Here is a 20,757-nt window from a genome sequence, read left to right as displayed (position 1 = left end):
TATTGAAACTAGAAAAAATATTATATTTTTGCACAACGAAAAAAACCTATCAATGTTTAAGAAATTCGCAGTTTTATTCTACAGTATTTTTGTATTAAACTTAGTGTCTGCACAGCACGGAGAGGCGGCTGCTGGGGCAGCTCCTGCTCAAGAGCTTTCAGAGAAAGACAAAGTAAGCAAAGAAAACAAAGAGTTCATCGATCATCACTTATTGGATGCGCATGATTTTACATTGATGGTTGACAAAGATGGTCACCACATCGGTTTCCCTCTTCCTGTTATTTTTTATGATAACGGTTTCCATGCTTTCATGAGCAGCAAAGAAGGGTTTATGCATGGAGAGCCTACTGAAGTAGATGGTTCTCACTATGTACTGCACCACGAAAAAATCTATAAGACCGATGCGGCAGGAACTTTAACGCTCGGTGAAGATGGCCACCCTACCAATGCAAAACCTTTAGATCTTTCCATTACAAAGAGTGTGCTTATCATTCTGTTGGTATCCATCTTTATGCTGGTATTGTTCGGAGGTATGGCTAAGTCTTATAAAAAGTCAGTTGTTCCTACTGGTGCAGCCAGATTTTTAGAGCCGTTGATTATTTTTGTAAGAGACGAGGTTGCTATTCCGAATATCGGTCATAAGTATAAAAGATTTATGGGATATTTATTAACGGTATTCTTCTTTATTCTTTTCCTGAACGTTTTGGGGCTGATGCCTTTCGGAATCAATGTTACAGGTAATATTACCATGACATTCTTCCTGGCTATCCTTACGTATCTGATTACTACATTCTCTGCCAATAAAGATTACTGGAAACACATTTTCTGGATGCCGGGAGTACCTGTGCCGATGAAACTGATCATGCTTCCGATCGAATTGTTGGGGACAATCACTAAGCCGTTTGCATTGATGATCCGACTTTTTGCCAACATGACGGCAGGTCACATCGTAGTAATGAGCTTGATCGGGCTGATCTATGTATTTAAGAATTTTGCTGCAGGGGTAGCATTCCCGTTCCTGACATTAGTAATTTATTTATTGGAAGTATTGGTAGCATTCCTACAGGCTTATATCTTTACCATGTTGTCAGCTTTATTTATCGGAATGGCTGTTCAGGAACACGAGCACGAACATCATGCTGCTCACTAATTGGAATTGTAAATTAAAGTAAAACAAATTTTTTAAAATTATATATTATGGAAATCCCTAAAATTGTAGGTGCTGGTATCGTAGTACTAGGTGTAGGTATCGGTCTTGGTAAAATCGGAGCTGCTGCTCTTGAAGCTATCGCTAGACAACCTGAACAATCTGGAAAAATCCAAACAGCTATGCTTATTGCGGCTGCACTTGTAGAAGGTGTTGCGTTTGCTGCTCTATTCGCAGTAAACTAATTAAAATCAAACCATTATCTGTAACGGTTGGTTACAGGTAATGGTTCTTTAAAAAAAGTAATAATTATTTATACATTTATATAATGGAATTAATTCATCAGTTTTCATCAGGATTATTTATTATCCAGTCTGTTATTTTTCTAGCATTATTATTTCTGTTAGGTAAATTCGCTTGGAAACCTATTTTAAAGTCTATCAATGACAGAGAAACTTCTATTGTTGACGCTCTTAATCAAGCTAAATTGGCAAGAAAAGAGATGGAAACTCTAAAAGAGGATAACGAAAGAATCATTCGCGAAGCTAAAATCGAAAGAGATGCTATCCTTAAAGAAGCTAGAGAAATTAAAGACAGAATCGTAGGGGAAGCTAAAGACGCTGCTAAAGCTGAAGGAGACAAATTGATCGAAGCTGCTAAGCAGACGATCACTGCTGAGAAAAATGCTGCAATGGCAGACATCAAAACTCAGATTGGTACTTTATCGGTAAACATTGCTGAGTCTATCTTGAAACAAAAATTAGACAACAGCGAAGCTCAAAACGAATTAGTTCAAAATTATTTAAACAAATCTAACCTTAACTAAGAATGCTTACATCTAAAGTAGCTAAAAGATACGCACAAGGTTTGCTTGATTTTACCAATGAATCAGGCCAGACAGCTACTGTATTTTCTGAAATGAAAGATGTAGTGAAGATCATGTCGCAATCAGCAGATTTAAACAAATTCTTCCTTACGCCTTATATTGACGCAAAAAAGAAAATAGAGGTAGCAGACCAGATTTTTAAAGATTTTTCGGTTTCTTCAAAGAATCTGATTAGATTAGTGATTAAACATGGGCGTGAAAACCAATTGAAAAGCATTGCTCATGCTTTTATCAGTAAAGTAGAGGATATCAATGGAGTACAGAGAGTCACTCTTACCACAGCGACCCAGCTTTCAAAAGAGAATCTTGATCAGATTTTAAGATCTACCAATCTTGTAAAAGCAGATTCAAACTTTGATCTGAATGTAAATGTGAAGCCTGAGATTTTAGGAGGATACATTCTAAGAGTAGGTGATCAGCAGATAGATGCGTCTGTGAAGACGAAACTTAACCAAGTTAAAAAAGATTTCCAATTAAATTAAGAAAAACAACCATACAATGGCAGAAATAAATCCGGCAGAAGTATCTGCGATCTTAAAACAGCAATTGGCCAACTTCGATACTCAATCCAACGTTGAGGAAGTAGGTACAGTTTTAACCATCGGTGATGGTATTGCTCGTGTATACGGGTTAGAAAACGTACAATACGGAGAGTTGGTGAAATTTTCTAGTGATGTAGAAGGTATTGTACTTAACCTTGAAGAAGACAACGTAGGTGTTGCTTTACTAGGGGAAAGTAAATTAGTAAAAGAAGGTGATACAGTAAGAAGAACAAACAGAATCTCTTCTATCAAAGTAGGAGAAGGTATGTTAGGAAGAGTAGTGGATACTCTTGGTAACCCTATCGATGGTAAAGGTCCTATTACTGGGGATTTATACGAAATGCCATTGGAAAGAAAAGCTCCCGGAGTTATCTACAGACAGCCGGTAACTGAACCGTTACAGTCTGGTATCGTAGCTATCGACTCTATGATCCCTGTAGGAAGAGGACAAAGAGAGCTTATCATCGGTGACAGACAGACCGGTAAAACGACTGTTGCAATCGATACGATCATCAACCAAAAAGAATTCTTTGATGCTGGTAAACCAGTATATTGTATATATGTTGCTATCGGGCAGAAAGCTTCTACCGTAGCACAAATCGTTAAAACGCTTTCTGATAAAGGAGCTTTAGCGTATACTGTAATCGTTGCGGCTAACGCATCAGATCCAGTTCCAATGCAGGTATACTCTGCGATGGCAGGGGCTGCTATCGGTGAGTTCTTCAGAGATACAGGTAGACCAGCGCTTATCGTTTATGATGATTTATCTAAACAAGCTGTTGCTTACCGTGAGCTTTCTCTACTTTTGAGAAGACCACCGGGCCGTGAAGCTTACCCTGGAGACGTTTTCTATCTTCACTCAAGACTATTGGAAAGAGCAGCAAAAGTAATTGCTGATGACAATATCGCGAGCCAGATGAATGATTTACCGGAGTCTCTCAGACCTATCGTAAAAGGAGGAGGTTCATTAACTGCCCTTCCAATTATCGAAACTCAGGCTGGTGACGTTTCTGCATACATTCCTACCAACGTAATCTCTATTACAGACGGACAGATCTTCCTGGAGTCTGATCTATTCAACTCAGGGGTTCGTCCAGCGATCAACGTGGGGATCTCTGTATCGAGAGTAGGAGGTAACGCTCAGATCAAATCCATGAAAAAAGTTTCTGGTACCCTTAAATTAGACCAGGCTCAATATAAAGAATTGGAAGCGTTCGCTAAGTTCGGTTCTGACCTTGATGCTTCCACTTTAGCAGTAATCTCTAAAGGTGAAAGAAACGTTGAGATCCTTAAGCAGCCGGTTAACTCTCCACTTCCGGTGGATAGCCAGGTGGCTATGATCTATGCCGGAACTGAGAACTTGCTGAGAAATGTTCCTTTGAACAAAGTAAAAGAATTCCAAATCGAATATATCGAGTTCCTAAGATCTAAGCACCCGGATACCATGGCTGCAATTAAGGCTGGAAAAATCGATAACGATATTACAGGTGTTCTTAAGCAGGCAGCTAACGATTTAGCTTCTAAATACAACTAAAAAAATTCAATGTTTAAGGTTTAAAATATAAAGTTTTAAGCCTTAAACTTTAGACCTTAAACTTTGAACCCAAATTAATGGCAAACTTAAAAGAAATACGAGGCAGAATTACGTCAATTTCATCTACAATGCAGATTACACGTGCTATGAAAATGGTTTCGGCAGCGAAACTTAAAAAAGCACAGGATGCAATTGTAATGCTAAGACCTTATTCTGAAAAATTACAGGAGCTTATCCAGAATGTAAATTCTAGCTCTGATCCTGACCAGGTTTCCGTATATGCTCAGAAAAGAGAGGTTAAAAGAGTACTTTTCATCGCTGTTACTTCAAACAGAGGTCTTGCGGGAGCTTTTAACTCTTCTATCGTTAAGGAGCTTAACCTTCAGTTTCAGAACAATTCTCAGTATGAGATTGAAGTTCTTCCTGTAGGTAAAAAAGCATATGATGCGGTGAGAAGAAACCGTTCAGTATATACTAATGCAAGTTCTGTTTATGATAATCTGAACTTTGATGTGGTTGCTAATGTTACCGAAGGAGTCATGAGCAGCTTCAGAGAAGGTAAATTTGACGAAGTGTATGTTATTTACAATAAATTCGTTAATGCAGCTACTCAGGAAGTGACTACAGAAAAAGTTCTTCCTATCTCAATGCCTGAAATTACTGAAGGAGAGGTAGAAACAGACTATATCTTTGAACCTAACAGAGCTGAAATTCTTGATAATTTGATTCCGAAGTCTATTAAAACTCAGATTTTCAAAGCAATCTTAGATTCAGTAGCCTCCGAACACGGAGCGAGAATGACAGCAATGCACAAAGCTACTGATAATGCAGAAGCGTTGAGAAATGATCTTAAGATCTTCTACAACAAAGCAAGACAGGCTGCAATTACCAATGAAATTTTGGAAATTGTTTCCGGAGCAGAAGCTTTGAAAAATTCTTAAAGAATTATTTTAACATAATATTAAAAGCATCGATACCTTCGATGCTTTTTTTATTATTTATATTTTGTATATCTTTGTACTCAATAAAATTTATACAACTTCTAAATGGACTCGGACATAGTCAGGCTTTTGCTGGCCTTATTTCTTGTATTACTAAATGGCTTCTTTGTAGCCGCAGAATTTTCAATTGTTAAAGTTCGTTACTCACAAATTCAACTTAAAGCCGCAGAAGGCAATTCTATGGCAAAGCAGGCAGAACATATCATCAAGCATCTTGATGAATATCTTTCCGCTACCCAATTAGGAATTACATTGGCTTCTCTTGCCTTAGGGTGGGTAGGAGAAAGTGCGATGCATCATATTATTGAAAATATTTTTCACTCACTTAATATCACGATGAGCGAGGCTTCCATTACTTCGGTTGCCTTGGTGGTGAGTTTTGTGATGATCACCATTATGCATATTGTATTCGGTGAGCTTATTCCAAAATCAATTGCCATCAGAAAGTCGGAAGCTACCACCATGGCAACGGCAGTTCCATTAAGGGTTTTTTACACGGTTTTTAAGCCTTTTATCTGGCTGATGAACCTGATGTCAAATACTTTCCTGAGAATCATAAAGATTCACCCTGCCTCGGAACAGGAGATTCACTCTACGGAAGAACTTCAGCTTTTGGTAAAGCAAAGTGCTGACAGTGGCGAAATTGAGGAAGAGAACTATGAGATCATTAAAAATGCATTCGATTTTACAGATCACTCTGCCAAGCAGATCATGGTTCCAAGACAGAATATTACTTCTATTGATTTTGAAGAAGATATCAATGAGATTATCAACAAGATCATGGATAGCGGTTATTCACGGATCCCGGTCTACCTGGACTCCATAGACAATATCATCGGGATCTTCTACACCAAAGAGATCATCCGGGAGTTTGTGAAACGAAAAGGGAACCTGGATCATGAAGACCTTAAAGAGCTGATGCGTGATGCCTTTTTCGTGGTGGGAAGCAAGAAAATATCGGATCTTCTGAAAATATTCCAGCAGAAAAAACAGCATCTTGCCATTGTAATTGATGAATTTGGGGGTACAGAAGGTATTATTACCCTTGAAGATATTCTGGAAGAACTGGTAGGGGAAATTCAGGATGAAGAAGATGATGAAGAAAAAATTGTTGATAAAATAGGAGATAATACCTACTGGGTACAGGCCACACAGCCTTTGGATGAAATCAATGAATTCCTGCCTAAAAGATTACCTCTTTCTGAGGAAAGCGAATACAACTCACTGGCTGGATTCATTCTCTATGAGCTGGAAGAAATTCCGGAGGAAAATCAGGAGTTTGAACTGAATAACTATCATTTCAAAATTTTGAAGATGAATAATAAAAGCGTGGAGCTTGTAGAACTTGTCTATCAGGAGCCTAATCCTATCAATGATATGGCCGACAACATTGGGGAAGCTTAAAAAATTAAAAATGAATTTCTATAATACCATAAAAGACTACGAAGACCCGAAAAGACAGTATGAGGAAGAAGTCCTCGTTCTGGATGATACAGATGATGCCTATAAGCTGGTACTGCATAATGACGATGTTCATACCTTTGATTATGTGATCGACTGCCTGATCGAAATATGTAAACATACCATGGAGCAGGCAGAGCAATGTACAATGCTGGTTCATTACAAAGGCAAATGCACCGTAAAAACAGGTTCAATAGATGTTTTGAAGCCTATGCATGAAAAATTAATTTCAAAGGAATTAACAAGCGAAATCATATAAAATAAAATCCGGCAAATTCTTGCCGGATTTTATTATTAATTCCTAAGATGAAAATCCAGTAATAGCAATACGTCACAAAGAATGATCGCATTCCGGAGGAATCTTTAATCCTTCAATGTTTTAATCTTTCAATTTCTCAATACTCTTACATTGCCACATTTTATCTAAAATAGTATATTTGTACCAACTATAAAGAAACAAAAAAAGAATGCTTGTAATAGGAATTGCCGGTGGTACGGGCTCCGGCAAAACTACAGTTGTTGACAAGATACTTCAGCAGCTTGATATTGAAGGAATGAATATCCTTTCCCAGGATAATTATTATCATGATAATCAAAATCTTACTTTAACTGAAAGAGAGGCTTTAAATTATGATCATCCTAAGTCTATCGATTTTGAATTACTGATAAAACATGTGAAAGCTTTAAAAAACAATCAGCTTATTGAACAGCCGATTTACAGCTTTGTCACTCATTCCAGAACAGGAGATCACGTCACTGTAGAACCTAAGAACGTATTGGTGGTAGAAGGAATTCTGGTTCTTACCAACAAAGAACTATTGAAAGAGTTTGATTTAAAAGTATTTGTTCATGCCGATTCTGATGAAAGATTAATCAGGAGGATCAGAAGAGATACCCAGGAGAGAGGAAGAGACCTGAGTGAAGTATTACACCGTTATCAGACTACCTTGAAACCAATGCATCAGGAATTCATTGAGCCGTCTAAAAATGAGGCCGATCTTATTATCCCCAACATGAGACAGAATTCCGTAGCGATTGATTTTTTAACTACTGTTATTAAAAACTCGTTGAGAAAACATTAAAAATGGAAGAAAATAAACTTATCAAAGACATTCAGCCGAAATCGGAGACATTCAAACTTATCCAGAAGTACATTTTGAATAAATATACCATTACGATCTGTTTGTTTTTGGTATGGATGATTTTCTTCGATAAAACCTCATTTCTTGTGATTAACGAACTGAATGGTGAGATCAGTAAATATGAAGATCAACTGGAGTATTACAAAAAAGAATACGAAAAGAATGATGCTTTCTATAAAAAACTGATGAACAACAAATCAGAGAAGGAAAAATATGCAAGAGAAAATTATTTTATGAAAAAACCGAATGAAGAGATTTTCATTCTGGTAGTTGACAGCACAAAAGTTGCTAAAAAATAAAAGTGCCATAAACAATGTCAATCGTGAATAGCTAATTAGCTTTGCTGTGAGTAATTAACGGACAAAGGTACTATTCATTTGAGGCAAAATTCACCATTGACAGTTCACCCATTAAATAAAACTAATGTCAGATAACATACTTCCAACCTGGGAAAATTTAGTCAAGAAACAGCTTAAAACAGAGGATATTTACCCTCTTTTGGAAAAAGAAAATCTGGAAGGGATAGCGGTAAAACCTTTTTATACAGAGGTTCAGAAGCCTTTGGTAAACCTTCCGAAAGTTGAGGAAAGTACCCATTTGGTAGCCAGATATCATGAAAGTCTGGAAGATGAAGTATTTGCATTTGTATTGGACTACAATGTAGAAAATCTGGAGGAGAAAACACTCTTTGTCAACAACAAAGAGCTTGCGGGGCATATCAGCCCTAAAGAAGAAGACCAGTATTTTTCCCTGATTGACGTTTTTAATGAAAAAAACGGCACTGTTGATGACCAGCTGGCCAAAGAACTGCTTTCAAAAGATTTTAAAAGAAATATTTGTGTTGACATCTCACTGCATCAGAACGCCGGAGCGGCTATTTACCAGCAATTAGGAATTGCATTGGGAAAAGCGAAAGAACTGGTGGAAATATATGGTGTTGAGATCCTGAATAAATTGGTCTTCAGAATGGCTGTCGGAGGAAACTACTTCTTTGAAATGGCAAAACTCAGAGCTTTTAAAATCATATTTAATCAGTTTTCCAAAGAATATGGCTTAGATGCTGTGCCTTATATTTTTGCAGAGACCTCTTTGAGAAATAAAGCAGTTGCAGACAATGAAAATAACCTGATCCGTTCTACATTGGAGCTTGCTTCTGCAATGATTGGAGGGGCGGATGCTGTATTTACCAATAATTATCTGGTAGACAGAAGCACAGACAATTCAGAAGAGATTTCTTTCAAGCAGCAGATTGTTCTGGCTTATGAAAGTATCATTAATGTTTTTGAAGATGCATCCAACGGGAGCTACTATGTGGAAGATGTTACCCGGCAGCTGGCAGAAAAAGGATGGGCACTATTCGTGGAAATGGAAGAAGCGGGAGGTTATCTTGAGCTTTTGAAGCAGGGTGTGGTTCAGAAAAATCTACGAGCATGCTGTAGAAGAACAGCAATGGATCGAAGAGGGGAAAATAAAACTGATTGGAGTGAATTTATACCCTAAATTAGACGTTAAAAAGTCAATTGACGAGTTATACAACGAAAAAGAAATAAAAGCGGTCCGTTGGGCAGAAATGTTTGAGTAAACTTTAATTGTTCCTACAGATTGCTCGGATGACACCGATTTTTACAGATAAGCTGTAGACACTAAACGATACACAAATGAATGAAAATGAGATAAGTTTTTATATCAGGAAATCTATATTTTCTGTTTATAATGAACTTGGACCGGGTTTATTGGAAAAAAGTTTATGAGAAAGTTCTGGCATTTGAGTTAGAAAATAATGGCTTAAGTGTTAAAACACAAGTACCAATTCCAATAAATTTCAAAGGGATTCTTATTGATTCAAGCTTTATTTCAGATATAATTGTAGAAGATAAAGTTATTATCGAAATAAAATCAATTCCAGAAATAACTAACGTTCATCATAAACGACTTTTAACCTATTTAAAATTGACTCACCTGAAATTAGGAATATTGGTTAATTTCAATACTTATTATATTGATAAAAGTATTATCCGAAAAATAAGCGGTAATATTTAGTAAGCATAATAATCCGTGTAATTTTTGAAATCTGTGGGAAATAAATTAATAAACAAAGACATTCAAAACTATATCAATGCAAATCTGAATGCGGATTTACACACATTATTGTTGAAAAAATCCCCATTTCCGGAGGTTTCTATGCAGGAAATTGTACAGCAGATTAAAGGAAAACAGGTTGCGGAGAGAAAATTTCCATTCCTGTTAAAGGAAGGAGTGATCTTTCCTCCGCAACTTAATTTAGAGCAGGCTTCTTCAGCAAAGACAGCCCTTTATAAATCCGGAATTTTAAAAGGAAAGAAATTGATCGATCTCACAAGCGGCTTTGGGATTGATGCTTTTTATCTGTCCCAAAATTTTGAGGAAGTCACCTTAATAGAACAGAATCCGGAACTTTTAGAGGTTGTAGCGCATAACTGGGGAATGCTAGGGAAAAAAGCCAGGTTTATCAACCGGAAATTGGAAGATTTTCTGAATGAAAATCAGGAAAATTTTGATACAGTCTATCTCGATCCGGCCAGAAGGGACCAGCAGAAAAATAAAGTTTTTCTTTTAGAGGATTTATCACCCAACATTCTTGACATTCAGGAAAAGCTATTGTCAATTTCCAGTCAGGTGGTCATTAAGCTTTCTCCGCTGATAGATCTTAAATACCTGGTTTCGGTTTTGCCGGATATTTTCAGACTTGATATTATCGCTCTTAAAAATGATGTAAAAGAAGTTGTTGTTTTTTTATCCAATGAAAATATCGATGAGATTATCTGCAGCTGTGTGAACCTTGAAAGTGGAGAATCTGCCTTTACCTTCAAATTTGGGGAGGAAGAAAGTGCAGAATCGGAATATTCTGAGCCTGAAAAATACATTTACATTCCCAATAACTCTATTTTGAAAGCGGGAGTCTTTAATTTGATTTCACAAAAATTCAGATTGAAAAAGCTTCACCCTAACAGCCATTTTTATACCTCCTTCGAAAAAAAAGAAGGCTTTCCCGGGAGGATTTTTGAAATGGAATCCATTGATTCTAAAAGCATTAAAAAGAAAGAACAGTACAATATCATTTCAAAAAACTACCCTTTAAAACCTGAGGAAATTAAAAAGAAATATGGGCTAAAAGATGGAGGAGAGCAGTTTCTTATTTTTACACAATCCAAAAAAGGGAAAATAATTTTAAAATCAGTATAAAAATGTTGCCGAAAAAAGCAGGATTTCTTAATTTTGGGCAATCAAAAATTTAAGCATGAGAAAATTAGTTATATGTTTAGCGATTGCAACTGTAGCTGTAAGCTGTAAAAAAGTATCAGCAGGAGGGAATAGAGGAACTCTAAAACTAGAAGAAGGAGTTGAAAGATATTCTGATGATGTTCAGGGTGATGGAGAAGCTCACGGACATGGCGGTCATGATGCTGCTGCTGCGGGTCACACGGAAGAAGCTGCCGCAAAACCTGAGGCTGAAGCTCCTAAAACGGATAGCACTGCTGCGGTAAAGCCTGCTGAAGCTGAAAAAGCTCCGAAAGCTGAACACTAATTATAAGTACAAAATATACAAATGCCCTGTTCTAGCAGGGCATTTTTTATTAAAGAAAATGACAAATCGTTTAATGATCAGGAAATAAGTAAATACTTGTGAAAATCTTTGTTTTTGCTTGTCCCTGCGAGGCATTTTTTTTAATTTTAACAAAATAAATTTTTACAATGCAAGAGACATTAAATTACATTAACGAAAACAAACAGCGTTTCGTGGATGAATTATTTGAGTTATTGAGAATTCCTTCTATTTCTGCAGATCCGGCGTATAAGAATGATGTATTGAAATGTGCGGATGTATGTGCGGAGCACCTTAAAAATGCAGGAGCTGACCATGTTGAAATATGTGAAACAAAAGGGTATCCCATCGTTTTTGGTGAAAAGATCATAGATAAAAGTTTACCAACGGTATTAGTATACGGGCATTATGATGTACAGCCTGCAGATCCGCTTGAATTATGGAGAAAACCGCCTTTCGAGCCGTATATTGAAAAAACGGAACTGCATCCTGAGGGAGCGATCTTTGCGAGAGGGGCAGCGGATGATAAAGGCCAGTTTTTCATGCACCTGAAAGCTTTTGAGGCAATGATGAAAACCAATGCTCTTCCTTGTAATGTTAAATTTATTTTAGAAGGCGAAGAAGAAATAGGTTCTGTGAGTTTAGGAGACTTCGTTAATGAAAATAAAGAAAAATTAGCGTGTGACTGTATTTTGATTTCGGATACTCATATCTACAGTAACGAGCAGCCGACTGTTACGACGGGATTAAGAGGGTTAAGCTATGTAGAAGTAGAGGTGGAAGGACCGAACAGGGATTTACACTCAGGCCTTTATGGAGGAGCGGTTCCAAACCCGATTCACGTACTTTCCAGAATGATCGCCAACCTGATTGATGAAGACGGTCATATCACGATTGATGGTTTCTACGATAACGTTGAAACAGTTTCTGATTCTGACAGGGCTGAAATGAACAAGTTGAAAGACAACCCGGAAGAATTCAAAAAGTCAATCGGATTGAGCGGAATAGAGGGCGAAAAAGGGTATACAACGCTTGAAAGAGCTTCTATCCGTCCGACTTTAGACTGTAATGGTATTTGGGGCGGATATACAGGAGAAGGGGCTAAAACCGTAATCCCTTCAAAAGCTTTTGCTAAAATCTCAATGCGTCTAGTTCCTTATCAGACTCCGGAAGAAATTACAGAGAAGTTTACAACGTATTTTAAAAAATAGCACCGGACACTGTAAAAGTAAAAGTAACCCCTCACCACGGAGGAATGCCGTATGTGCTGCAAAGCGATACAAAAGAGTTTTTAGCAGCTAAACAGGCAATGGAAACGGCTTTTGGTAAAGAAGTACTGCCATACAGAAGCGGAGGCAGTATTCCTATTACAGCCATGTTTGAGAAGGTTTTGGGAGCTAAATCCGTGCTGATGGGCTTTGGGCTGGATTCTGATGCGATCCACTCTCCCAATGAGCATTATGGGCTGTTTAATTTCTATAAAGGAATTGAAAGTATCCCATTGTTCTTTGAAAATTATTCAAAATAATTTAGAAAATAATACCGATAATATGCCGTTTCTCTCCAGGGACGGCGTATTTTTTTTTTATTATGTATAGCTGTAAATTATGAAAAATAATCTATTTTAAAATCTTTTTCATTCTTTTTTAAGGGATACTATCATTTTTCAACCCTAAAAGTAGGTTTTTTACCGGGTGAAAAATAACTTTGAACGCAAGATGCAGTAATTCAGTTTATAATCAGATGTCTTTAATTCTGGATAGTGTAAAGATCACGCAAAGTACGTTGGGAACTTCAGAAACCGGCCGGTCTTCAGAGCTTGGTATTTATCCTAATCCTGTTTCTGATTATGTTTACGTAAAATCCGGGTCTAAAATGGTTAAAGCCGAAATATTCGATTGGTCAGGCAGAAAGATTAAGACTGCATCAGGTGATCATAAAATAGACGTAAGAAGCCGTCAGCCGGGAACTTACCTGGTCCGTATTACAACTGAAAATACAACATATTCTCAAAAAATAATTAAAAAATAAAAAAAATAGACCTCCATATAAAAACGCTTCTGATGAAGCGTTTTTTTTGTATGTGTCTGACGGTTAATATTTTTAAAATGGAATTCATAATGTGTTTGGAATTAGATTTATTAAAAATAAAATCATTATTGTTATTTATATGAATGTCTTATTTCACTTTTGGTAGAAAATTTATATTTTTATTCCAAACTTGAATTTTACTATGAAAAAATACTACTCAATCGCATTAGCTTTACTCTCAACGTTTTATTTTGCCCAGGAAGCCATTTCTTTCGAATTGACAGAAGGCTTTATAATGGGAGTAAATATTGATGGGCAAAACGGCTGGATCACCACTCCTACAGGAGGAATACCGGCCAATGTCACCAACCAGATTATATGCACGGATAAAGCCAGTATAGGGAGCAGCTCACTGAACATTGTCAAAGAAACAATGTATGGAACCCAGACAGAGCCTATCATCGGGGCTTTCTATAATTTACAGGCACCCCTTTCCCTGAATGGCTTTTCAGTTTCTTTTGATATCAATATGTCTCAGCTCAATGGGTCTGTTTTTGGATTTCAGGGGGTAAACAGCGCTCAGGAAGCATCTGTGGTAAGAGTTGATTTTGATAAAACAGGCGTTGTCAAAATCCTGGACCTTGTTTCCGGAGCTTTAAATCTTATTCCTACTCCCGGAGTCTTTTCTCCGAATACCTGGTACGCATTCAAAGTCATCGGAACTGCTTCAGAGGTTAAATATTACCTGAATGATACCTTGATCTACATTGGCGCGGCCGTTTCTCCACTCAATATAGACCAGCTGCGCTTTGTACACGATAATGCTTTAGGTTCAGCTTATATTGATAATATTAAAATCAATAACGGGGTGGTTATGGCTGTAAAAGATTCCAAAATCAACCGGAATGAGGTGTCAGTCTATCCTAATCCGGCAACAGATTTTATAAAGATAGCAGGCCTGCATACAATAAAAGAATTTGAAATTTACGATGTTAACGGACGAAAAATGAAGGTTGAATTAAATGGCGATACTGTAGATGTAAGAGGTTTTTCTTCAGGAGTCTACCTGATAAAGGGAAGGACTGCGGAGGCTGGTTTTACTGAGAAATTGGTAAAAAAATAAGTTTTGAAAATCAGTGTGTCAAGCTGATGGGTATTTATTCATTTGATTTCATTTATATATTAAAAAAATTAATTTAATTATGTATTTATAATTATATTTTACCTAATAGATGTGTCTTTTTAAAATGATTAATATTTATTATAAATGCTGTTTTCATTGAATATTTTATTTAATTTTTCATCATTTTGTTTTTTATTTAGAATAAATGGACTATTTTTACCGGAAATAAAAAATAGAAAATATTATGAAGAAATTTTTACTGACTACCCTTGGTGTTACGTTTTCAATTGGAGTTTCAGCACAGACGGTTGCAACTGATAATTTTAATGCTTTGACAGCGGGGAACCTGGCTACAGATCTTACAGGAAATCTTGCGGGACAAGGAGGATTTTTAATTTATGGAGGAGCTGTATCGGATTACCAGATCGCAACAATAGATGCTGCCCATGGTAATTCTTTAAAAATTACGAGCGGGGCAAGCTATAATGCCGCAGATAATACACCCAATGTTAGGTTTGCTTTTAAATCAATTACGACACCAGCCACTGCGGGAAACAATATTTTAAAAGGGACTCTGGAAATTTATACTGGACCGGCGACGGGAACAGGTAAAATCCAGTGTGCATTGTACGATGCAGCCGGGGACGGAGTTGTGGGGATCAACTATGACTTTGCCACCAAGAAGATTGATGGAATGGGAAGACTGACCCAATTGGGAAGTACCGCTAAATTTTACAGTATTGGACTGGGAACTGCAAGCTATGCTGCTAATACATGGGTTTCAGTAGCGTTTACATATAATAAAACGACCGGAGCATATTCATGGACTTATCCTGAGGGAACATTTACTTTTGACAGTACAACGAATCCTCTTTATAGCGTGTCTACAGGATTAGTTGCCGCTGAATATGATATTGTTTCCAGTACGGATGTTGGAAATACTGTAGCTAATACGGCAGCAGTTGATAATATTAATATTGTGTATTCAAACGCAGCTACTTTAGGAACGAATGAAGTGACCAAACCGGCAACAGTTCCTGTTTCAGTTTATCCTAATCCGGTTTCTGATGTCTTAACCATCAAATCAGATGCAAAGGTAAATAAAGTTGAGATCTATGATATGAGCGGAAGAAAGGTGAATGCTGATTTAAATAATGATAAAGTAAATGTTGGAAACCTGAACCCGGGAAGCTACATCATTACTATCGAAACTAAAGAAGGGAAGACCACTGAGAAATTTATAAAAAAATAAGAACTGATAAATCTTAGCATCAGTAAAACGCTCCAATTGGAGCGTTTTTGTTATTTTAGGGAATTAAATTTTATGTTATGTCAGAAAATAAAACAGCTTATATAACGGGCGGAACCAAAGGAATCGGTTTCGGGATCGCCAAAGTATTGCTGGAAAATGGAATTTCAGTCGCATTTTCCGGAAGAAAAAGAGATGATGTCATGAAGGCTGAGGAGGAACTTAAGCAGTACTCAGAAAAGGTATTGGGGATTGTTTCAGATGTAAGGAGCCTTGAGAGCGAACAGGAAGCAATACGATATACAACAGAAAAATTCGGAAGGCTGGACTTTGTGATTGCTAATGCAGGATTAGGTATTTTTAAACCTGTAGATGAGCTGACAGCAGAAGAATGGAATGATATGATTGAAACAAATCTTACAGGAGTATTCTATACCTTAAAAGCGTCTGTAGAAGAGTTGAAAAAGACCAAAGGGTATTATATCACCATTTCAAGCTTGGCGGGAGCCAATTTCTTCGAGAACGGAACGGGGTATAATGCCTCAAAGTTCGGAGTCGTAGGATTTACCCAGGCGGCCATGATTGATTTAAGAAAATACAATATTAAATCTACCGTCATTATGCCGGGCTCAGTCGCAACTTATTTCAACGGAAATACTCCGTCAGAAAAAGACAGCTGGAAGATTCAGCCGGAAGATATAGGGAATCTGGTATTGGATATTTTAAAGATGAATCCAAGAGTTTTGCCCAGCAAAATAGAGTTTAGGGCAACGAAACCAGGTAAGTAAATACATCTAATGTATTGAATAATAATTTAGTAAGTATTATGCATGCATAATATATTTTTTATTTATATTAGCAAAAATTAATTCAAACAAAATCTCTGCATAAACCGTTGTGGGTTTTGTGCATAAAAAGGGAAAAAATAAAATAGTACACATGAAAATATTAGTTTGTATTAGTAGTGTTCCGGATACTACTTCCAAAATTAACTTTACAGCAGACAAATCTGCTTTCGACAAAAATGGAATTCAGTGGGTAATCAACCCTCTAGATGAATTTGCGTTGACAAAAGCGATTAAACTTCAGGAATCTCAGGGAGCTGCGGTAACAGTAATTAACGTAGGAGATGCTACTACAGAACCTGTCATCAGAAAGGCTCTGGCTATCGGTGCAAATGATGCGGTAAGAGTAAACCTTGATCCGAAAGACAGCTATTCTACAGCAAAAGAAATTGCTGCTGTAGCTCAAAACGGAGGATATGACCTTATCCTTTGCGGTAAAGAATCAATCGATTATAACGGAGGTTCTGTTCCGGGAATGGTTGCTCAGTTGTTGAACCAGCCTTTCGTTAATGCATCAGTAGGATTGGATGTAAACGGAAGTGAAGCTACTGCAGTAAGAGAAATTGAAGGCGGAAAAGAAACGATTTCTGTAAAATTGCCGGCAATCATTGCCGGTCAGAAAGGATTAGTAGATGAAAAAGATCTTATCATTCCCAATATGAGAGGAATTATGTCTGCAAGAACAAAACCTCTGCAGGTAGTAGAGCCTGCTTCTTCAGAAGTAAAAGTTCAGGGAGTATCTTATGACAGCGTACCGCCAAGAGCTGCTGTGAAAATGGTTTCTCCTGACAATCTGGATGAACTGGTGAGATTACTTCACGAAGAAGCTAAAGTAATCTAAAGGTTGGAAGCTGGAAGTCAGAAGAAGAAAATTGAAAATCCTGTCTGAATCCAATTTCTTAATCTTTTAATTTTTCAATCTTTTAATTTTTTAAATTTAAAAAAATGGCAGTATTCGTATACGCAGAAAATATAAACGGAGTTTACAAAAAAGCGGCTTTTGAAGCAGTTTCTTATGCTAAAGCTATTGCAGACAAAGCTGGAGATACCGTTACAGCAATTACTGTAAACCCTACTGATTCTTCAGATTTATTATACAAATATGGAGCGTCAAATGTAATCAATATCAAAGACGAAGGTCTTAAAAGTTTTTCGGCAAAAGCATTTGCACAGGCTGTAAGTGAAGTGGCAGAAGGAAACACTATCGTTTTCCCGCATACTACTGATGCTTCTTCAATCGCTCCCATGTTAGCGGTAATGAAGAACTATTCTTTAATTACCAATGCTTTGGAAGCTCCTGAAAGCCTTTCTCCTTTCCAGGTGAAGAGAAAAGCATTCTCAGGAAAAGGATTTATGCATGCAAAAGCTGAAGGAACCGGAGTAATCGTAACCGTTTCTCAAAATGCTTTTGGAGTTAAAGAAAATGCCGTATCAGGTTCTGAAGAGGTTAAAAACCTTTCGGTAGCTAATGAAGATACTAAAGTGATTTCTCACGAACAAAGTTCAGGTAAATTAGACCTTAAAGAAGCTGAAATCGTTGTTTCTGCAGGAAGAGGAATGAAAGGACCTGAGAACTGGGGAATGATCGAAGATTTAGCAAACGTTTTAGGCGCTGCTACAGCATGTTCTAAGCCGGTTTCCGACATCGGTTGGAGACCTCACACAGAACACGTGGGACAAACCGGTAAAGCAATTGCACCCAACCTTTACATTGCGGTAGGGATTTCAGGAGCAATTCAGCACCTTGCCGGAGTAAACTCTTCAAAAACTATTGTAGTGATCAATAATGATGCAGAAGCCCCTTTCTTCAAGTCAGCAGACTATGGAGTAGTAGGAGATGCTTTCCAGATTATTCCTGCATTAACTGAGAAAATCAAAGCAATAAAAGGATAAAAATTGAATGGTGAATAGTCCGTTCGCTCCGCTTGTCAATTTTTAATAATTCACTTGCGGAGCAAAATTCACCCTTAACAATTGACAATCATACACAATACAGTAAAAGCTCGGCTTTCCGGGCTTTTATTTTTGCGTAAAAAAGTGAAATCACAATAAAAAATTAATCTATATTTGTAGTTATGGATTATAAGCAGCTAATTATTCGCGGAATATCGTACAGCCAAACCCAATCCGGGGCGTACGCATTGTTACTGGAACATGAAGAAACACATATAAAATTACCTGTTGTTATAGGAAATTTCGAAGCTCAGTCGATCTCTCTCGGCCTTGAGAAAGATATTCATCCGCCGCGTCCTCTTACTCATGACTTATTTACAAAATTTATAGTTTCTGCCAATTATGAACTGGTTTCTGTTATTATTTATCAGATTGTAGATGGTGTTTTCTTTTCAAATATCAATTTCAAAAATAAAATTACAGAGGAAGAATTGATCCTTGATGCAAGAACCTCCGATGCTGTAGCAATGGCCGTAAGGTTTGACGCCCCTATTTTTACAACACAGCAAGTGTTGAGTGAAGCAGGAATTTTATTGGAACTTGAAGATGTTTCAAAAGAAGAACAGCCTTTCTCAGAAACCGTACAGAATGAAGACAACCTAAAATCTCTTTCCATGGAAGAACTTCAGAAATTACTGGATGAAGCCGTTAAAGAAGAAGATTATGATACCGCCCTTGAAATTCAGGAAGAAATTAAAAGGAGGAAAAAGAAAATTGATTAAAAGAGATACTTTATTATAAACTATGAATTTAAAATTACGACTGACCATCCTCAGTTTTCTCCAGTTTTTTGTTTGGGGAGCTTGGCTGATTACGATGGCAAACTTCTGGTTTGGTACAAAACATTGGGAAGGAACACAGTTTGGAGCTGTTTTCGGAACAATGGGAATTGCTTCCATTTTTATGCCGACCATTACAGGGATTATTGCTGACCGTTGGGTAAATGCCGAGCGTATCTTTTCAGTTTTACATATCCTTTACGGGGCTATTCTTTTCATATTGCCGCATTCTGCAGATCCAAACTCATTCTTCTCGGTAATGCTTGTTGCAATGTGTTTTTATATGCCGACTATTGCCCTTGCCAATTCTATTTCCTACACGATCCTGAAAAATAATAACCTGGATGTCGTGAAAGATTTTCCACCAATTCGTGTATGGGGTACCATTGGTTTTATTGTTGCCATGTGGATCACGAACCTGAGCGGAAACAAAGCAACGGAAGGACAGTTCTATATTGGAGGGGCTGTAGCGATATTTTTGGGAATTTATGCCCTTACTTTACCGAAATGTCCTCCACAGAAGCTTATCGATAAAGACGCTCCGTTATCAGAGCAGTTGGGATTAAATGCATTTAAGCTTTTCGGAAACTATAAAATGGCATTGTTCTTTTTGTTTTCAATGCTTTTGGGAGCAGCGCTTCAGCTGACCAATGCCTATGGTGATGTATTTTTAAGTGAATTTGCCCATTTTCCGAAATATGCCGACTCATTTGTAGTACAGAGATCTACGATCATCATGTCTATCTCCCAGGTTTCAGAGACCCTGTTTATTTTGGCGATTCCTTTCTTCCTGAAGAAATTCGGAATTAAAAAAGTAATGCTGATGTCTATGCTGGCTTGGGTATTGAGGTTTGGATTCTTTGCGTACGGAGTTCCGGACGGTTTCGGATTATCACTGATCATCCTTTCTTGTATTGTGTACGGAATGGCTTTTGACTTCTTTAATATTTCAGGCTCTCTTTTCGTAGAGACCACTACAGATAAAAAGATCCGTTCTTCAGCCCAGGGGTTATTTATGATGATGACCAATGGCTTTGGAGCTGTTTTCGGAAGTTATATTGCAGGCTGGGCCATAGATAAATTCTTTACCCACAAATTTACGACAGTTTCAGATCTGTCTGCCTATTTGGATACAACAGCAGATAACCCCAGTTTCCTGGAAATTTTAAAGACAAGTTTCAATGCCGCAGTCAACCCTGACGGAACCCTTTCCTCTGTGGTTATGGTAAAAGACTGGCAGCAGATATGGCTGTCTTTTGCTGTTTATGCATTGATCCTTGCTCTATTTTTTGCAGTCCTGTTCAGACATAAACATAAGCAGGAAGATGTATCTTCTATCAAGCATTAGTTTAGCTCAACATAAAAAATATGAAATTGCACTTTTGATAAGAAAGTGCAATTTTTTTGTTTAAAAGCTTATGGCTGCCAATCGAATTCGATGCATAACTGATTAGGGTTTAAAATAACACGGAAAGAAGAAA

General features: G+C 37.3%; 22 protein-coding genes and 1 pseudogene. All 23 read left to right on the top strand.

Translation table 11 applies throughout. The features are described from left to right. Positions 1–52: 52 nt before the first annotated feature. Positions 53–1,150 (top strand): F0F1 ATP synthase subunit A, encoded by a 1,098-nt coding sequence (gene atpB, locus MUW56_RS00345; protein WP_292011311.1) that lies wholly within the window; start codon positions 53–55, stop codon positions 1,148–1,150. Positions 1,151–1,197: 47 nt separating this feature from the next. After that, positions 1,198–1,392, top strand: a complete 195-nt coding sequence (gene atpE, locus MUW56_RS00340) for an ATP synthase F0 subunit C (protein ID WP_002979108.1) — start codon at positions 1,198–1,200, stop codon at positions 1,390–1,392. A gap of 83 nt (positions 1,393–1,475) precedes the next feature. Beyond that, entirely contained in the window at positions 1,476–1,973 is a 498-nt protein-coding gene (locus MUW56_RS00335) for a F0F1 ATP synthase subunit B (protein WP_292011310.1), read from the top strand. A gap of 2 nt (positions 1,974–1,975) precedes the next feature. After that, positions 1,976–2,515, top strand: coding sequence for an ATP synthase F1 subunit delta (gene atpH, locus MUW56_RS00330; protein WP_292011309.1), 540 nt, complete (start codon positions 1,976–1,978; stop codon positions 2,513–2,515). Positions 2,516–2,531: 16 nt separating this feature from the next. Continuing rightward, positions 2,532–4,109 (top strand): F0F1 ATP synthase subunit alpha, encoded by a 1,578-nt coding sequence (gene atpA, locus MUW56_RS00325; protein ID WP_292011308.1) that lies wholly within the window; start codon positions 2,532–2,534, stop codon positions 4,107–4,109. Between the two features lie 77 nt (positions 4,110–4,186). Then, positions 4,187–5,050, top strand: a complete 864-nt coding sequence (gene atpG, locus MUW56_RS00320) for an ATP synthase F1 subunit gamma (RefSeq protein ID WP_292011307.1) — start codon at positions 4,187–4,189, stop codon at positions 5,048–5,050. A gap of 105 nt (positions 5,051–5,155) precedes the next feature. Beyond that, positions 5,156–6,514 (top strand): hemolysin family protein, encoded by a 1,359-nt coding sequence (locus MUW56_RS00315; protein ID WP_292011306.1) that lies wholly within the window; start codon positions 5,156–5,158, stop codon positions 6,512–6,514. 10 nt (positions 6,515–6,524) lie between these two features. Beyond that, the gene (locus MUW56_RS00310) at positions 6,525–6,830 is read left to right on the top strand and encodes an ATP-dependent Clp protease adaptor ClpS (RefSeq protein WP_292011305.1); all 306 of its coding nucleotides are present in this window, start codon (positions 6,525–6,527) and stop codon (positions 6,828–6,830) included. Between the two features lie 208 nt (positions 6,831–7,038). After that, complete coding sequence (gene udk / locus MUW56_RS00305) at positions 7,039–7,653, top strand: uridine kinase (protein ID WP_292011304.1); 615 nt, start codon at positions 7,039–7,041, stop codon at positions 7,651–7,653. A 2-nt stretch (positions 7,654–7,655) separates the two neighbouring features. After that, on the top strand, positions 7,656–8,012 hold the full coding sequence (locus MUW56_RS00300; RefSeq protein WP_292011303.1) for a septum formation initiator family protein: 357 nt from the start codon (positions 7,656–7,658) through the stop codon (positions 8,010–8,012). Between the two features lie 124 nt (positions 8,013–8,136). Further along, complete coding sequence (locus tag MUW56_RS00295) at positions 8,137–9,213, top strand: methylmalonyl-CoA mutase family protein (protein WP_292011302.1); 1,077 nt, start codon at positions 8,137–8,139, stop codon at positions 9,211–9,213. 213 nt (positions 9,214–9,426) lie between these two features. Then, a complete protein-coding gene (locus MUW56_RS00290; protein WP_367118469.1) occupies positions 9,427–9,753 on the top strand; it encodes a GxxExxY protein in 327 nt (108 codons plus the stop codon). Between the two features lie 33 nt (positions 9,754–9,786). Beyond that, positions 9,787–10,935, top strand: a complete 1,149-nt coding sequence (locus MUW56_RS00285) for a class I SAM-dependent methyltransferase (protein ID WP_292011301.1) — start codon at positions 9,787–9,789, stop codon at positions 10,933–10,935. A 55-nt stretch (positions 10,936–10,990) separates the two neighbouring features. Then, complete coding sequence (locus MUW56_RS00280; RefSeq protein ID WP_292011300.1) at positions 10,991–11,278, top strand: hypothetical protein; 288 nt, start codon at positions 10,991–10,993, stop codon at positions 11,276–11,278. Positions 11,279–11,445: 167 nt separating this feature from the next. Then, positions 11,446–12,824, top strand: a pseudogene (locus MUW56_RS00275) (dipeptidase). A 215-nt stretch (positions 12,825–13,039) separates the two neighbouring features. Next, entirely contained in the window at positions 13,040–13,327 is a 288-nt protein-coding gene (locus MUW56_RS00270) for a T9SS type A sorting domain-containing protein (protein WP_292011299.1), read from the top strand. A gap of 202 nt (positions 13,328–13,529) precedes the next feature. After that, positions 13,530–14,450, top strand: a complete 921-nt coding sequence (locus MUW56_RS00265; RefSeq protein WP_292011298.1) for a T9SS type A sorting domain-containing protein — start codon at positions 13,530–13,532, stop codon at positions 14,448–14,450. Positions 14,451–14,694: 244 nt separating this feature from the next. Continuing rightward, positions 14,695–15,702 (top strand): T9SS type A sorting domain-containing protein, encoded by a 1,008-nt coding sequence (locus MUW56_RS00260; protein ID WP_292011297.1) that lies wholly within the window; start codon positions 14,695–14,697, stop codon positions 15,700–15,702. Between the two features lie 77 nt (positions 15,703–15,779). Next, on the top strand, positions 15,780–16,487 hold the full coding sequence (locus tag MUW56_RS00255) for an SDR family oxidoreductase (protein ID WP_292011296.1): 708 nt from the start codon (positions 15,780–15,782) through the stop codon (positions 16,485–16,487). A gap of 151 nt (positions 16,488–16,638) precedes the next feature. Continuing rightward, a complete protein-coding gene (locus tag MUW56_RS00250; RefSeq protein ID WP_292011295.1) occupies positions 16,639–17,385 on the top strand; it encodes an electron transfer flavoprotein subunit beta/FixA family protein in 747 nt (248 codons plus the stop codon). Between the two features lie 104 nt (positions 17,386–17,489). Continuing rightward, a complete protein-coding gene (locus MUW56_RS00245; protein WP_292011294.1) occupies positions 17,490–18,437 on the top strand; it encodes an electron transfer flavoprotein subunit alpha/FixB family protein in 948 nt (315 codons plus the stop codon). 182 nt (positions 18,438–18,619) lie between these two features. After that, positions 18,620–19,219 carry a bifunctional nuclease family protein gene (locus MUW56_RS00240; RefSeq protein WP_292011293.1) on the top strand — a complete coding sequence of 200 codons (600 nt, stop codon included), beginning with the start codon at positions 18,620–18,622 and terminating at the stop codon, positions 19,217–19,219. Between the two features lie 22 nt (positions 19,220–19,241). Continuing rightward, a complete protein-coding gene (locus MUW56_RS00235; RefSeq protein WP_292011292.1) occupies positions 19,242–20,624 on the top strand; it encodes a nucleoside permease in 1,383 nt (460 codons plus the stop codon). Positions 20,625–20,757: the final 133 nt, after the last annotated feature.

Source organism: Chryseobacterium sp. (genome assembly GCF_022869225.1).
Lineage (GTDB): Bacteria > Bacteroidota > Bacteroidia > Flavobacteriales > Weeksellaceae > Chryseobacterium.
This window is presented reverse-complemented; position numbering and strand designations above follow the sequence as displayed.

What these genes read in the sequence shown, in the direction of transcription:
- atpB (WP_292011311.1), top strand. Translation starts at nt 53, where the DNA reads ATGTTTAAGAAATTCGCAGTTTTATTCTACAGTATTTTTGTATTAAAC.
- atpE (WP_002979108.1), top strand. Translation starts at nt 1,198, where the DNA reads ATGGAAATCCCTAAAATTGTAGGTGCTGGTATCGTAGTACTAGGTGTA.
- MUW56_RS00335 (WP_292011310.1), top strand. Translation starts at nt 1,476, where the DNA reads ATGGAATTAATTCATCAGTTTTCATCAGGATTATTTATTATCCAGTCT.
- atpH (WP_292011309.1), top strand. Translation starts at nt 1,976, where the DNA reads ATGCTTACATCTAAAGTAGCTAAAAGATACGCACAAGGTTTGCTTGAT.
- atpA (WP_292011308.1), top strand. Translation starts at nt 2,532, where the DNA reads ATGGCAGAAATAAATCCGGCAGAAGTATCTGCGATCTTAAAACAGCAA.
- atpG (WP_292011307.1), top strand. Translation starts at nt 4,187, where the DNA reads ATGGCAAACTTAAAAGAAATACGAGGCAGAATTACGTCAATTTCATCT.
- MUW56_RS00315 (WP_292011306.1), top strand. Translation starts at nt 5,156, where the DNA reads ATGGACTCGGACATAGTCAGGCTTTTGCTGGCCTTATTTCTTGTATTA.
- MUW56_RS00310 (WP_292011305.1), top strand. Translation starts at nt 6,525, where the DNA reads ATGAATTTCTATAATACCATAAAAGACTACGAAGACCCGAAAAGACAG.
- udk (WP_292011304.1), top strand. Translation starts at nt 7,039, where the DNA reads ATGCTTGTAATAGGAATTGCCGGTGGTACGGGCTCCGGCAAAACTACA.
- MUW56_RS00300 (WP_292011303.1), top strand. Translation starts at nt 7,656, where the DNA reads ATGGAAGAAAATAAACTTATCAAAGACATTCAGCCGAAATCGGAGACA.
- MUW56_RS00295 (WP_292011302.1), top strand. Translation starts at nt 8,137, where the DNA reads ATGTCAGATAACATACTTCCAACCTGGGAAAATTTAGTCAAGAAACAG.
- MUW56_RS00290 (WP_367118469.1), top strand. Translation starts at nt 9,427, where the DNA reads ATGAACTTGGACCGGGTTTATTGGAAAAAAGTTTATGAGAAAGTTCTG.
- MUW56_RS00280 (WP_292011300.1), top strand. Translation starts at nt 10,991, where the DNA reads ATGAGAAAATTAGTTATATGTTTAGCGATTGCAACTGTAGCTGTAAGC.
- MUW56_RS00270 (WP_292011299.1), top strand. Translation starts at nt 13,040, where the DNA reads ATGTCTTTAATTCTGGATAGTGTAAAGATCACGCAAAGTACGTTGGGA.
- MUW56_RS00265 (WP_292011298.1), top strand. Translation starts at nt 13,530, where the DNA reads ATGAAAAAATACTACTCAATCGCATTAGCTTTACTCTCAACGTTTTAT.
- MUW56_RS00260 (WP_292011297.1), top strand. Translation starts at nt 14,695, where the DNA reads ATGAAGAAATTTTTACTGACTACCCTTGGTGTTACGTTTTCAATTGGA.
- MUW56_RS00255 (WP_292011296.1), top strand. Translation starts at nt 15,780, where the DNA reads ATGTCAGAAAATAAAACAGCTTATATAACGGGCGGAACCAAAGGAATC.
- MUW56_RS00250 (WP_292011295.1), top strand. Translation starts at nt 16,639, where the DNA reads ATGAAAATATTAGTTTGTATTAGTAGTGTTCCGGATACTACTTCCAAA.
- MUW56_RS00245 (WP_292011294.1), top strand. Translation starts at nt 17,490, where the DNA reads ATGGCAGTATTCGTATACGCAGAAAATATAAACGGAGTTTACAAAAAA.
- MUW56_RS00240 (WP_292011293.1), top strand. Translation starts at nt 18,620, where the DNA reads ATGGATTATAAGCAGCTAATTATTCGCGGAATATCGTACAGCCAAACC.
- MUW56_RS00235 (WP_292011292.1), top strand. Translation starts at nt 19,242, where the DNA reads ATGAATTTAAAATTACGACTGACCATCCTCAGTTTTCTCCAGTTTTTT.